The sequence below is a fragment of the Dehalococcoidales bacterium genome, from assembly GCA_028716225.1.
In the GTDB taxonomy this organism is placed as follows: domain Bacteria; phylum Chloroflexota; class Dehalococcoidia; order Dehalococcoidales; family UBA5760; genus UBA5760.
Genome location: JAQUQE010000001.1, coordinates 263,797 through 277,503 on the forward strand (window position 1 = coordinate 263,797; position 13,707 = coordinate 277,503).

Consider the following 13,707-nt stretch of genomic DNA (forward strand, 5'->3'; position numbering starts at 1 on the left):
GTTTACCCCATTTCTGAAACCGCCGCTGCCGCACAGACACAGCAAAGCCTCGCCCCTGAAAACGCTTGCCATCGATAGGCACCCGCCCAATCTTAACCAAACCTTAACCGGAAGGTTAATTTTCTTAACCGCCCGCGCTCCTCCATTAACCCCGGCTTAACCCCAATCCGATACACTGATAGATGTGATTTATCTGAGAATAGCCGTCTACAGTTCGGAAACCATTGCCGAGAGGGTCAGTAAGTGTCTCAACGGTACGGAAACCACCCTGGTTCCCATCCTGCCGGGTGTATTTGCCCGGCGAGACTTTCCCGCGCTGGACCGGCTGCTGGATGCGGACCTGATCATCATGGAAGCTGCCTCACCGGATGCGACTAATGTATGCCAGCATTTGAAGAGATTCTGGCACGTACCTCTGATCATGCTGGTTGATCAGAGTCATGTCGACTGGGAGCAGTTGTGCTGGTGCGGAGCTTCGGGGTATATTCCACTCTCGGCGGGGGAGCGGGAGTTCGACTCGCGAATTAACAGCGCTACCCAAAACCTGATCGCCAAGCTATCGGTGCCCGCGAGGGGAGAATCAAGGTTATGAAGAAGATAGCCGGCCGCATGATTATGGTGGTACTGGGCCTGATACTGGGCGGGCTGGCGTTCGTCTATTTCTCACCGGACTATGAGGTTTATGTGGTCAGGAGCGAGAGCATGACGCCGGCGATCAACATGGGGGACGTGATATTTACCGGACCGGTCGGCGGCCCGATCAAAGGGGCCGTAGGCCCCGGCACCGTGGTTACCTACCAGGGCGGGTCCGGTATGGTGACCCACCGGGTGGTATCGATTACCGGTAATGGCGTGATTACTCGGGGTGATGCCGTGGAGGAAGCCGACCCCAAGACGGTCGGCCTCGCCCAGATCAAGGGCGTCTATCTCTTCCGGATTCCCGGCTGGGGCTATGTCTGGAAGTACGCGCAGACCAGACAGGGCTGGATGCTGCTGGTGGTGCTGCCGGCCTCGATTATCATCGGGTGCCTGGCCCGGGAAATACAGAAGGAGTGGCGAAAGAGAGAGGGAACTTCCCTGCAGTGAACAAATACCTGCGCCCGCCACAGCCGGCGCTTTTTCCGGTCGATGGCTGTGGAACCGGATGAATAAGAAGATAAAAAAACAACGATAACGGAGGTAGCTCATATCAGTCAAGCCAGGATGTAAAAAGGGAACCCAAGGCAGATTCAAACACTAAATTCAAAACGGAGGAAAACAAAATGAAAAGAAAGATTATCGGAATGGTTGCCGCCATCAGCGTGGTCGCGGTGCTGCTGGGCACCGGCACCTGGGCTTTCTTCAGCGACACCGAGACCAGCACTGGTAACGTATTCGAGGCCGGCACCATCGACCTGGCGATAGCCGTAGGGGAAGGGGCTAATGAGAACCCGTGGACCAGTACCATTGACGGATTGTGGGAGGACTACAAGCCCAACCAGACCGTTGCCGCCGCCCAGATAACCCTGGAGAACGTCGGCACCAACCCCATGGACGTCTGGATGAAGATTACCAAGGGCACCTGCACCGGCGGTGCGTCTGTTTATCCGCCAGCACCAGCCACACCGGTCGCCTCTTCTGAGCCGGAGTGGGTGGAAAGCGGCGATGCCAGCTATGCTGAGAAGTGCGACATTGACACCGTGATTCGCTACGAGCTTACCGTGGGTGGCACACCTAAGATCACTTATGCTGATGACTACACCATCAGCGAAAACACCCCATTGGTAACAACTGGCATTGATACCTACTACATCTGGATTGGCAACATAGCAGCCGCTGGGACAATCACGGTAGACCAGAACTTCAAGATGGATAGCGGTACCACCAACTGGGCCCAGGGCGATACCATGCCCTTCACCATCGAGTTCTACGCCCAGCAGAGTGAGGGTGATACCCAGCCGGTACCGCTCCCAGATGGAATGACTGAACTGGCCCTTTACGAAAGATCAACAACATAGCTGTAATTCAAGAACAGGAAGTCAACCTGAAATGTTAGATCGTTTTTAGAGGCGGGACGGGCTGCCGGTGAAGCGCCGGCCGCTCATCTCGCCTCAGGTGGAGAGCCGACATGGTGAGTAGGAAAAGAAGCGGGCAGAGGTGCCATAGATGAAGAAGTACTTGCTTCTGCTATCGTTAGCTGCTGTCCTCGTTGCGGGGGCGGCGGCCAGCGGCACCTTTGCCCTTTTCAGCGACACCGAGACGTCGGAGGGGAACGTGTTCACGGCGGGCACCATCGACCTGGCCGTGAACGAAGAGAACCCCTGGTCCAGTAAAATCGACGCCAACCTGAAGGACCTGGAGCCCGGTATGTACGATGATATTCCCGTGACACTCACCAATGTCAGTAGCAACCCCATGGACGTCTGGATGAGGGTTACCAACATCGAAACCGACGGCGGCCTGGCCACTTACCCTTCAGAAGACCCGGTGGCATCTTCACAGCCGGAGTATGAAGCTGAAGGCGGCCCCGGCAGTTGGGCGGCCATCGACGATATCGATTCCGTTATTTCGCTGGCGCTGGACCTGGGCAATCAGGTGACCGATTACGAAATTCTGTATATAGATTCAATAAAGGATAAATGGATTTACCTGGACAACCTGGGATCCCTGGGCTATCGGACAGGCAGCATCGGGTTTAAGCTCGATGCCGGTGCCGGCGACCAGTACCAGGGAGACACCATGACCTTCGACATCGAGTTCTTCGCCCAGCAGAGCGAGGGCGATACCCAGCCGGACCCGCCCGAACCAGAACTAAGCGGTTATGGGAGAACATAGTTCATATCATGGTGAAGAGAAAACTAAAGGGAAGGAGCTACCGCAGGTGACCAGAAAATTGCTGCTGCTGTCACTGACCATCGCCATAACCGCGGGGATGCTGGCCAGCGGGACCTTCGCCCTTTTCCATAATACCGAGAAATCGACGGACAACCTGCTCACGGCCTGGATTGAGACCGTGAGTCACGATTACACATGGACGGTGACCGACTGGTCGGATTTCTTCAGTGGTGCCGGCCAATACACCAGGGTGAACCTGGAATACCCGGAACAACCGGAGAACTATGACGCCTACGTTTATCTTACCGAAGACGTTGATTTCTATGCCTTCCGGGGTAACAATACTCCCGATTTCTGGCGTTACAACGAGAAAGAAGATATGTGGTACTCGGCAACAGCCGCACCGGCTGCTATCGGCGCCGGCGGCTCGCTGTCCTATACCAAAGACCAGTATATCTACGGCATGCGTGGCAATAACACCACCGATTTCTGGCGCTACGATATCACTAACCATACCTGGGCAGTGATGGCCGCCACACCGGACGTGGTCAACGCCGGCGGGTACCTCCGCTACGGCGGCGACGGCAAGATCTATGCCTACCAGGGCGGTACGACCGCTTTCTGGGTGTACGATACCGATACCGACGCCTGGTCTACGCTGGCGCCAACTTCAGGCAGCACCGGGGCGGGCGCCAGCCTGGTCTGGACGGGGGGTAACGACATCTACGGAACACTGGGCGGCGGCAGCGCTAGCTTCTGGCGTTACAGCATATCGGGGAACTCCTGGACGGCGATGACCGGTGATGATTATCCGACAGGAGGAATCGGAGCCGGCGCCGAGCTTTCTTATGTCAACGTGGAGTTCGTTGTCGCCGGCACTACCTATAGCTTCAACCACATCTACGCGACACGGGGCGGCGGCAGCACCGACTTCTATCGTTACAGCCTGGACACCGGGACATGGGAGGTAAGGGACAGCACCCCGGCGGCTATTACCAGCGGCGGCACTCTGCGCTGGGACGGCAAGGGATTCATGTTCGCTTTCCGGGGCGGTAACAGCGACGATGTCTGGCGCTACAACATACTGAGGGACGCCTGGCCCAGCGCCCTGGCGCCGACGGCCTACGATATCACCAACGGCGGGGCAATCTGCATCGACGGCAATGCGGAATATCTCTACGCCCTGCAGGGAGATAACGATAAATTCTGGCGGTATCACATCCCTCTTGACTTCACCTGGGAGGAGATGGAATCCGCTCCGGGAACCGTCTCCAGCGGAGGGGCGCTGGCCTGCACTGGAGCCTACATCTACGCCCTGCAGGGGAACAGCAGTACCGGCTTCTGGCAATACGATGTCGCGGCTAACTCATGGACGGCGATGGCCCCGACTCCCGCAAACGTAACCGCAGGTGGGGCGCTGGCCTGGGACGGCGGCAACTACCTCTACGCCTTCCAGGGCGGCAGCACCGCCTTCTGGTGCTATGACATATCGGGGAACTCATGGACGACGATGACCAGCGCACCAGGCAGCATAGGCTACGGCGGGGCACTGGGCTACCGCAGCGAAAATAAGTCTGTTTACGCGCTGCGCGGCGGGAATACCACATATTTTTATCGCTTTGATACCACCACCGGTACCTGGATCAATATCTCGGCCATAGCACAGAAAACAAGGGTACCCGGAGCAGTGGGCGCCGGTGGAGCGCTGGCCTGCCCGCCCGGCAACTATCTCTACATCATGCGCGGCAACAATACCCAGAGCTTCTACCTCTTCGACATGAACGACTACGGCCCCGGTGAGGAAGGATGGTTTCATCCCGGATCGACCAATCTGGACGCCACTCCAGATAATGTGGGCACCGGCGGCGTCGGCGGCGGGGCCCTGGTCTTCGACGGATTTTCCTTCATCTACGGCCTGCGCGGCACGAACAGCATGGACTTCTGGCGCTACAGCATACCCAACGATAGCTGGGAGACCACCGCAGAGGACCTGCCCGATTCTGCCGACGCCGGCGCCAAGATGGTGGGCTATGTCAAGGCCTACGCTACCGAAGGCTGGCGGCTTTCCGCCGTCTTCGACAGCGGCGCAAATGACACCGACTGGCTGGTGCTGGAGTGGGACGAAACTCTACCGACCAATACCGATATTGACTTCGAGGTGCGTGCCTCCAATACCGAGTTCTACCTTAATGATACTACGCCAGCCTGGATAGCGGTGGGCGGTAATTCTCCGGCCAATCTGTCGCTAACCGGCCGCTACGTGCAGTGGCGCGTCACCCTTAGCACCGGTAACATCATGGTCACGCCGGAACTGTACGAGGTGAGAATGCTATATTCTACTCCCTAGAGGGTGCAGAATACGGGACTTAAGTGATGATAAAGATGTTGAGACACAGGTTTAAGCCGGAGCAGCATCCGGCGGCGCTGAAACGGGTGCTGGCAGCGGTTCTGCTGGCGGGAATAGCCTGGGGAGGGCTGCTCCCGTCGGCGGCCTACGCCCAGGACCCGGTTGAGCTCGAGCTGGGCGGCACCGGGGCAATCCCCTGGGCAATAACCGATGTTATGCCCTGCGACAGCGGCAGCCAGACCGTTACCCTGCACAACGCCGGCACCGCCGACGGCACGCTCTCTCTCTGGATAAGCGATATCTCCGACGAAGAGTACTCACAGCCGGAATCGGAGACCGGCGACACCGCGGAGCCGGGCGAACTGGGGCAAAACCTGCTCTTTGACCTGGCCGCTAGCAGCGGCCTGAGCACCAACATCACCATGCCGGCGACCATCTACGGCCTGCCCCAGAGCGCCGCCGACGCCAATTACGTCCGAATTGCACTGAACTCCGGCGCCACGGTTACCCTGGACTGGCAGTGGCAGCTGCCCTGCGGCACCGGCAACGATGCCCAGGGGGACCGGCTGAGCTTCGCGATTAACTACTCTCTCGAAGAAATACCCGTTCCTGAGCCCAAGGCACCGAAAAAGTGGGGCACGTCCGATCACGGCAACCTGGTCCTGGATATTTTCGGCAGGCTATATTCGGTGACCATCGACAGGTTCTACGGTACGGTATTCGGCTCATACCTCTTCTCCAGCGAAGATAATACGATACTGCTGGGAATAGACCGTTTTACCTCAATACTCTGCGGCGACACCCCGGGCTACGGAAACATGGTGACCACGCTGGTGGTTAACATCGCCCAGGATCCCCCAGCGCCGGCACCCGGTATGGCGATAATAGGCCCGGTCTATAACATCACCGGATATACCGGCGGCCGACAGGGGTCACCCTGCCCGCAGGTAAACTTCAGCAAACCGGTCGTCCTCTCGCTGCAATACGACCCGGATAGCCTGCCCGACAACACCAGCGGCGTTTATCTCTGCTACTACGACGCAGCTAACGGGGAATGGGTGGAACTGTCCCCCGCTGCCGGACCGGCTCAGCCGGGATTTGTCAGCGGCCTCCTGACCCACCTGACCTCTTTCGCGGTGGTCGCCCGTACCGGCGAGGAGGCAGCACCGGAGCCACCATCACCGAACACGTCGTCACCGGTAGTACAGTACCCGGAACCGGCACCAACCCGTTTCACAGTCCGTGATTTGTCCGTGATTCCCAACCAGGAGTTCGTCCGTATCGGCTCCATCCCCCTGATGATCGAGACGGGTAAGAGCGCCACGGCAGTGGCCAGAGTAGCCAACGACGGCAGACAGAGCGGCAGCTACGAAGCCGTCCTGAAGCTTAACGACATAGTGGAATTTGAGACTGCGGTCCGGTTGGAGCCCGGGCAGGTCCGGGAGGTTGTTTTCAACCTGTCGGGCGGCAGAGACGGCACCAACACCGTCCGGATAGAGAATCTAGAAAAGGAATTCACCGCGTCACGATGGTACAACTGGCCGGTAATTGCCGGTATGGCTACCGCCCTGGTCTTCATTATACTGGGCATCTACCGCCTGGCTAAACGACGATCAAGACAGTAGCATAATCAGGCTAACCTTCTTCAAAACAATTCAGTATCCTTAGATTACCTAATCCTCGGGAATACCCAGCCCCCACCCGCAGACAGGGCAGTTGATACTCTTAATCAGATACCGGCTGGTCGGACAGCCTTCATCCGTAGCTTCCTCGAACGCCAGTACTACCTCATCGATCCTCTTCCGGGTCAGGTGAACGAAGGTCCCGCAGCGAGGGCAGAGGACATACTTCTTCCTTCCTTTGATCAGAACGCCCGACTCCGGCACCGGCTCACGGGGCGACAGTAGCTTATTCAGCCGGTCGATCTCGCTTTCTATTTCGGACAGCCGCCCGCCCTTCCCAGGTACCTGGCCTTCAAGGATATCCTTTTTCATATCGTGCAGATGCTCCCAGCGCTCAATGATTGCCAGCCGCTCCCGCTCGGTCTTATCCTCCAACCCCTCCGGGATGATATCTTCGTGCTCCAATTGCCACCTCCTGAATACAAAGGACTATCCGGCCAATCCGCCCGATAAAATTAAAGCTATTTAATCACCTCGGCACCGACATAAGGACGCAAAACCTCGGGAACGGTGATGGTGCCGTCGGCATTCTGGTAGTTTTCCATTACGGAGATAAGCACCCTGGGCAAAGCCAACCCCGAACCGTTCAGGGTATGCACGAACTGCGGTCTGGCATCAGGGGCAGAACGGTAGCGAATGTTGGTCCGCCGCGCCTGAAAATCACCGCAATTGGAGCAGGAGCTGACCTCCAGCCATTCGCCGCAGCCGGGTGCCCACATCTCGACATCATAGGACCTGGTAGAGGAAAATCCCAGATCGGCCGTGCAGAGCTCCACGATGCGGTAGGGCAGTCCCAGCTTCCGGCAGATATCCTCGGCGTTGCCGACCATCTTCTCCAGCTCATCGTTGGAGGTGGCGGGTTCGGTAAGCTTGTACATCTCCACCTTATCGAACTGGTGTCCCCGCTTGATACCACGGGTATCTTTGCCCGCCGACATCCTCTCCCGACGGAAACAGGCGGTATAGGCCACGTAGTAGAGGGGCAGCGTACCCGGCGTTATTATTTCGTCACGGTGCAGGTTGGTAATGGGCACCTCGGCGGTAGGGACAAACCAGAGGTCGTCTTCATCATCGTGATACAGGTTGTCGGCGAATTTGGGCAGGTTGCCCGAGCCGAAGAGACACTGCTTCTTAACCATATAAGGCGGGTATACCTCCTGATAGCCGTGCTCCCTGGTGTGGATATCGAGCATAAAGGAGATCAGGGCTCTCTGCAGCCGGGCACCCATACCCTTAAGCACATAGAAACGGGTGCCGGACAGCTTAACCCCCCACTCAAAGCTGATGATACCCAGCGATTCAGCCAGCTCCCAGTGCGGCTTGGGCGGAAAGGGAGTGTTCTTTATCTCTCCCCAGGAACGTATCACGGCATTGTCTTCTTCGCTACTGCCTACCGGCACCGTTGCCTGGGGGACATTGGGCACCTGCAAAAGGAGTTCATTAAGCTGGCTGTCCAGGCTACGTACCTCCTCCTCCAGCCCCCTTATCCGGCCTCGCAGATCGCGTCCCTCGTCCGCCGAGGTCTGCTTCTTACGTGCCGAATCTTTCCTATCCCGTCTCAGTTCTTCCAGTTCTCCTACCTTCTTACGGCGCTCGGCATCGACCTCGAGGATTGCCTCCAGCGAAGTACTGTCCCGGCGGTGGGCAATCGCCTCCCTGATGAGGTCTGTATTCTCACGGATAAACTTTATGTCAAGCATACCACTCCCCTTCCAGAGAGGCCTTTCCTCCCGTTAAGCTTCTTGTATCTCCTTCTTATCTACGCTTTTCTCTTTAAGCTGGGGGAACAGGATGACCTGGCGGATCGATGTCTGACCGGTGAGCAGCATGACCAGACGGTCGATGCCGACCCCCAGTCCGCCGGTAGGCGGCATGCCGTACTCCAGAGCGAGCAGGAAGTCTTCATCAATAGCTTCCTCTATTTCACCCTCCGCCCGGCGGCTCTTTTGCTGCTCGATAAAGCGCTTCCTCTGCTCGAACGGGTCGTTGAGCTCGGTAAATGCGTTGGCAATCTCCATGCCGCCGGCAAAGGCCTCGAAACGCTCTACCAGGTGCTCGTCGTCGGGCTTAAGCTTGGCCAGAGGCGACATATCAACCGGATGGTGCAAAAGAAAGGTCGGCTGCACGAGGTGCGGTTCGACGAAGTTTGACAGCAGCTCGTCGATCAGCCTCCCCCGGTCCTTCTCCGGGTCGGCCTCCATTCCCATAGCCAGCATCCTGGCCCGCAGCGAGGCGGCGTCGGGGTATTCCTTAAAGTCGATACCGGCGCGTTCGATGATTGCCTGGCGCAGCTCGACGCGCTGCCAGGGAGGCTTAAAGCTGATGGTATTCTCCCCGAACCTTACCGCATCCGTGTCCAGCACCTGCTGGCTGACCTGGTATACCATCTCCTCCAGCATCATCATGACATCGTTATAGTCGGCATAGGCCTGGTAGCTTTCCAGCATGGTGAACTCGGGGTTATGTTTCGTGGAGAGACCCTCATTACGAAAGATACGCCCCAGCTCATAGACCCGATCGAAACCACCGACAATCAACCTCTTCAGATAGAGCTCAAGGGCGATGCGCAGATATAAGTCGCGGCCGAGGGCGTGTTGATGAGTAACGAACGGCTGGGCGAGCGCACCACCTGCCGAAGGCTGCAGCACCGGCGTTTCCACCTCAATAAAACCCCGCTGGTTCAAGAACTGCCGAATTGCGGTAATAATAAGGCTGCGTTTCAAAAAAATATCCCTGGCCTCATTATTGGCAATCAGGTCGAGGTAGCGCTGCCGGTATCGTGTGTCGATGTCGCTCAGTCCATGCCACTTCTCCGGCAGGGGCTGCAGCGATTTAGCCAGCATGGTGATTTCTTTTACCTCAATACTGGCTTCTCCGGTCCGGGTACGAAACGGTCTGCCGTGCGCCCCGACGATATCACCGATATCGAGGTCCTTCTTAAGCAGCCTGAGGCTGTCCTCACTGAGAATATTCCGGTGGCAGTAGAGCTGGATTTTTCCCGAGCCGTCACGCAAATCAAGAAAGGAGACCTTACCCATCGGCCGGTGCGACATGATCCGCCCGGCAACACGAACTTCAATCGCATTTTCTTCAGCCGGGTTCTTCTCTATACCCTCGAGCAGGGCAACAGCCTGCTCCGTGGTATGACTGCGCTGATAGCGGTGGGGGTAGGGATTGATACCGGCCTCACAAAGCCTCTCCAGCTTTTCCAGTCGCTGCTGGTTGATACGGTCTGCTCTTGATGTCATCTCTTACTCTATCCTCACATAATTGGTGCTATGAAACGGTAGCTCTTAAGCGGAATTATGTCTTAATGGTTATTATATGAGTTCCGAACGTCATAGTAAAGCAGATTCTACACTACCCTTTCAGCGTATCCAGCCAGGCGGTTGACTTGACCTCCCGCTCCAGCAGGTAGTGTAGATACCCCCTCATGATTCCCTCTAACTCGCGGGACAGATCACGGTCTATCTTCAGTTTTTCGGCTGTGGCAAGGTCGTTATCCTGCAGCCACCTTAATACCTTGATGGCGTTTACCGATATGCGATGGGCCGGGAGCTGACTGTTTGAGCAACCCGGGCACAGCACGCCGCCGGCAGGGGCAGAGAAGTAGTTGGGCACCGGTTCCAGAGGCAGGCGGCAGGAGATACAGCAGCCGAGCTGAGGCCGGTAGCCGACCAGACTGAGCAGGTGTAGCTCAAAGGAACGCAAGATCACCTCGCTGTTACTCTTCAGGCAGAGGCTCCGCATCGTCTCCAGCAGCAGCTGGAAGAGGGGCTGGTTCTCAACACTATCGGCGGTGAACTGGTTGATCAGTTCGATAGCATAAAGGGCATAGGAAGTGAGCTCCAAATCGCTTTTCAGGGGGAGGAAGCTGTCTATCGTCTGGCTGCCGGTTACCGTATCCAGGTTGCGTCCCCGGGCCAGTGAGACCGTACTGTAGGTCAGGAGCTCAAGGTGACCCGCCATCTTGCTCCTGGGGCGCCGCACCCCCTTGGCCACACCCTGAATCTTGCCCAGATGGGGAGTATAGAAGGTCAGGATTCTATCCGCCTCACCGAGCTTGACCTTCTTGATAATAATGGCTTCGGTCTGGTAGTTCCGCGGCTTGGACAAAGAGGCTGTGCTCCTTCGGGCTACTATATAGGGACCGGCACTAAGGGCTAGATATCCTGTCGTCCTTCAATAGCCCGGGTCAGGGTAACATCGTCGGCGTATTCCAGTTCGGTGCCGAAAGGCAATCCCCTAGCCAGACGGGTAACCCTGATACCCAGGGGCGAGATAACCTTCTTGAGATAAAGGGCAGTCTGCTCCCCCTCGAGATTGGTATTGGTTGCCATAATGACCTCGCTTATCGAGCCGTTCTGCAGCCGGTTGAGCAACTCGGTAATCCGTATGTCTTTAGCACCTACTCCCTCGGTAGGCGAGATAGCGCCATGGAGGACATGGTAGAGTCCATGATAGATTCCGGTGTGCTCCAGGGCCAGAATATCCTGCGGCTGTTCAATAATACAGACCTGAGTGCGATCGCGCCGGTCGTCACAACAGATACTACAGGGATCAGTCTCGGTAACATTAAAGCAAACTGAGCAGAGCCGGGTCTCCTTTTTCACCGACAGGATGGCATCAGCCAGCAGGGCGGATTGCTCTTCAGGGGCACGCAGGATATGATAGGCGATTCTCTGAGCGCTCTTCACCCCGATACCGGGCAGCTTATTAAGCTCACGGATAAGCCTGGCTACTGCGCCAACGCCGGGTGATGATTCTCGATCCATACTTTCTCCCTTTCTCTCCCTTAAAGAGGGGCCGGTTCTTGATTACGCAATACGGGTTTAAAAAAGACCGGGCATCTTAAGGCCGCCGGTGAGGCTCTTTAACTTGCTGGCGGCAGCCTTCTGTGATTTAGTCAGGGCTTCACTTACTGCTTTCACTACCAGTTCTTCCAGAACCCCCGCTTTATCAGGATCGATTACCCCGGGTGAGATTGTAATCGATTTTATCTTTTGCTGTCCGTCGGCCGTTACCTTAACGGCGCCCTTGCCTGAACTGGCTTCGACGATGGTATTACTCAGCTCTTCCTGAATCTTGTCCATCCTTGCTTTGAGTTCTCGGGCCTGATTCATTTGAGATAGGTTCATTTCTCCTCCGCGTCAATAATTTGTGCTCCCATATTCAATACCGCCTCCACCAGGTGGTTATCTTCCGGCTGGTAGATACAGTCTACCCGGCAGGGATGACCGACAAAACTACTGATAATCTTTTCCGCCACCTGCCGGTTTTGCGGTTTTTCCATATTATCCTTGTGGATGGGGAACTTAAAAGCCAGCACTACGGTATCGTCGCTAAATGACACCGGCCTGCCGGAGCTTCTAAGAAAGGCAACTGCCGGGGTTTTCTGGGTATCCGCCGGGGCATTCTCGATGATCCGCTTCCAGTTCTGCCTCAGGAATTCAAGCTCACTGCCCGGTTCGGGCGGAGCAACCGGAGTTCCCTCCGATGGCGGCGGGACTTCAACTGCGCCTGGCCCGGCTTCCGGTTGGGCGGGCGACGGCGAAGCGACCTCAGCCGCCCCGGTTTTAGCTGATGACGGCTCAGTGGGAACAGGAACCTGGGGAGGCGAAGATACGCCAGCCGGCTTTTGCACTTTAGGTCGAGCTTGTTTTGCCTGAATCTTGGGCGCCTCCTCTGGTGTCAGGACACAGTCAACCAGCGCCAGCTCCAGCGGCAGTGTAGAGTAGCTATCGAAACCGCCGGACTCCAGTTGACCGAATAGTTTGACCGCCTTCAGTATCTGTGGTAGTGAGGCCTTAAGTGCTATCTCCTTTAGTTCTGCCAAGTCCTCACCAGGGAGATCAATATCATCGCCGGCACCAGTCTTGACCAGCAGCAGTGCCCTGAGGTACTCCACCAGCTCCCGGTTAAACGGTCGCAGGTCCAGCCCGTTGCCGCTGATGCTGTGTATCGTCCTGATTCCAGCAGCAATATCATTATCCATGATGTGCTTCAGCATCTCTCCGGCCCGCCGGTCCCCGCTGATACCAAGGGTAGCCTGAGCCTGCGGAAGACCTATTTCGGTACCGTAATAGGTGATAAGCTGCTCCAGAATATTTTCGGCATCACGCAGGCTGCCGGTAGCGCTCCTGGCGATAAGCCGCAGCGTCTCCGGTTTGACCTCAACGCCTTCCGAACTGCAGATGTGGCCTAGCCGGGAGACGACATCAGACTGGGCGATACGGCGGAAATCGAAGTGCTGGCACCGGGATAGAACCGTGGGCAGGACCTTATGAGCCTCGGTAGTAGCCAGGACAAAGATTACATGGGGCGGCGGCTCCTCCAACGTCTTTAAGAGAGCATTAGAGGCGCTGGTACTGAGCATATGGACTTCGTCTATGATATATACCTTGTAACGGGCTTCACCGGGAGTATAGTTGGCTCTCTCACGCAAGTCACGAATGTTATCAACACCGGTGTTGCTGGCAGCATCAATCTCGATAACATCCAGCGCTCTGCCTTCGGTTATCGCCCGGCACATCGAACAATTATTGCACGGTTCATCCTGCCCGTTAGTGCTCAGGCAATTGACCGCCTTAGCCAGGATACGCCCGGTGCTGGTCTTACCGGTGCCCCGCGGGCCACAGAAGAGATAGGCATGGGCAACCCGGCTGCTCTTCAGGGCATTAAGCAACGTGCGAGTCACCTGCTCCTGACCGACTACCTCCGCCAGGGTCTGCGGCCGCCACTTACGATAAAAAACTTGAGAAGCCATAGCTTATGCTATTATACCCTATGACACTGTCTGGTTGCCAAGACCTCTCGAAGCAATCGCAATCGGGATGATTGCCCGGTTTCTGAAAAAACTCGCCA

General features: G+C 56.8%; 13 protein-coding genes. 6 read left to right on the plus strand and 7 right to left on the minus strand.

The genetic code is table 11. From position 1 onward, the window contains the following. Positions 1-184: 184 nt before the first annotated feature. From PHI12_01365 to PHI12_01390, 6 genes are all read left to right on the plus strand, one after another. Positions 185-592 carry a hypothetical protein gene (locus tag PHI12_01365; protein ID MDD5509449.1) on the plus strand — a complete coding sequence of 136 codons (408 nt, stop codon included), beginning with the start codon at positions 185-187 and terminating at the stop codon, positions 590-592. After that, the gene (locus PHI12_01370; GenBank protein ID MDD5509450.1) at positions 589-1,086 is read left to right on the plus strand and encodes a signal peptidase I; all 498 of its coding nucleotides are present in this window, start codon (positions 589-591) and stop codon (positions 1,084-1,086) included. Before PHI12_01365 ends, PHI12_01370 begins: the two co-directional genes overlap by 4 nt. Before the next feature lie 176 nt (positions 1,087-1,262). Beyond that, positions 1,263-1,997: a TasA family protein gene (locus tag PHI12_01375; protein MDD5509451.1), complete on the plus strand. Its 735-nt coding sequence runs from the start codon at positions 1,263-1,265 to the stop codon at positions 1,995-1,997. Positions 1,998-2,145: 148 nt separating this feature from the next. Next, positions 2,146-2,814, plus strand: a complete 669-nt coding sequence (locus PHI12_01380; GenBank protein MDD5509452.1) for a TasA family protein — start codon at positions 2,146-2,148, stop codon at positions 2,812-2,814. 46 nt (positions 2,815-2,860) lie between these two features. Next, positions 2,861-5,161, plus strand: coding sequence for a hypothetical protein (locus PHI12_01385; protein MDD5509453.1), 2,301 nt, complete (start codon positions 2,861-2,863; stop codon positions 5,159-5,161). A gap of 23 nt (positions 5,162-5,184) precedes the next feature. Next, the gene (locus tag PHI12_01390; GenBank protein MDD5509454.1) at positions 5,185-6,786 is read left to right on the plus strand and encodes a hypothetical protein; all 1,602 of its coding nucleotides are present in this window, start codon (positions 5,185-5,187) and stop codon (positions 6,784-6,786) included. A gap of 48 nt (positions 6,787-6,834) precedes the next feature. On the opposite strand, the gene PHI12_01395 is transcribed toward PHI12_01390, so the two are convergent. From PHI12_01395 to dnaX, 7 genes are all read right to left on the minus strand, one after another. Further along, a complete protein-coding gene (locus tag PHI12_01395) occupies positions 6,835-7,248 on the minus strand; it encodes a hypothetical protein (GenBank protein MDD5509455.1) in 414 nt (137 codons plus the stop codon). Positions 7,249-7,304: 56 nt separating this feature from the next. Further along, a complete protein-coding gene (gene serS / locus PHI12_01400) occupies positions 7,305-8,543 on the minus strand; it encodes a serine--tRNA ligase (GenBank protein ID MDD5509456.1) in 1,239 nt (412 codons plus the stop codon). A 33-nt stretch (positions 8,544-8,576) separates the two neighbouring features. Further along, complete coding sequence (gene lysS, locus PHI12_01405; GenBank protein MDD5509457.1) at positions 8,577-10,091, minus strand: lysine--tRNA ligase; 1,515 nt, start codon at positions 10,089-10,091, stop codon at positions 8,577-8,579. A gap of 112 nt (positions 10,092-10,203) precedes the next feature. Beyond that, positions 10,204-10,959 (minus strand): DNA repair protein RecO, encoded by a 756-nt coding sequence (gene recO, locus PHI12_01410; protein MDD5509458.1) that lies wholly within the window; start codon positions 10,957-10,959, stop codon positions 10,204-10,206. A gap of 47 nt (positions 10,960-11,006) precedes the next feature. Next, positions 11,007-11,618, minus strand: a complete 612-nt coding sequence (gene recR, locus PHI12_01415; protein ID MDD5509459.1) for a recombination mediator RecR — start codon at positions 11,616-11,618, stop codon at positions 11,007-11,009. Positions 11,619-11,675: 57 nt separating this feature from the next. Next, positions 11,676-11,981 carry a YbaB/EbfC family nucleoid-associated protein gene (locus tag PHI12_01420; protein ID MDD5509460.1) on the minus strand — a complete coding sequence of 102 codons (306 nt, stop codon included), beginning with the start codon at positions 11,979-11,981 and terminating at the stop codon, positions 11,676-11,678. Next, positions 11,978-13,609 (minus strand): DNA polymerase III subunit gamma/tau, encoded by a 1,632-nt coding sequence (gene dnaX, locus PHI12_01425; protein ID MDD5509461.1) that lies wholly within the window; start codon positions 13,607-13,609, stop codon positions 11,978-11,980. The genes PHI12_01420 and dnaX overlap by 4 nt, the downstream gene beginning before the upstream one ends. Positions 13,610-13,707: the final 98 nt, after the last annotated feature.

Coding starts and splice junctions, on each gene's coding strand:
- recR (MDD5509459.1), bottom strand. CDS start 11,618: ATGGATCGAGAATCATCACCCGGCGTTGGCGCAGTAGCCAGGCTTATC.
- dnaX (MDD5509461.1), bottom strand. CDS start 13,609: ATGGCTTCTCAAGTTTTTTATCGTAAGTGGCGGCCGCAGACCCTGGCG.
- PHI12_01370 (MDD5509450.1), top strand. CDS start 589: ATGAAGAAGATAGCCGGCCGCATGATTATGGTGGTACTGGGCCTGATA.
- serS (MDD5509456.1), bottom strand. CDS start 8,543: ATGCTTGACATAAAGTTTATCCGTGAGAATACAGACCTCATCAGGGAG.
- lysS (MDD5509457.1), bottom strand. CDS start 10,091: ATGACATCAAGAGCAGACCGTATCAACCAGCAGCGACTGGAAAAGCTG.
- PHI12_01420 (MDD5509460.1), bottom strand. CDS start 11,981: ATGAACCTATCTCAAATGAATCAGGCCCGAGAACTCAAAGCAAGGATG.
- PHI12_01380 (MDD5509452.1), top strand. CDS start 2,146: ATGAAGAAGTACTTGCTTCTGCTATCGTTAGCTGCTGTCCTCGTTGCG.
- PHI12_01375 (MDD5509451.1), top strand. CDS start 1,263: ATGAAAAGAAAGATTATCGGAATGGTTGCCGCCATCAGCGTGGTCGCG.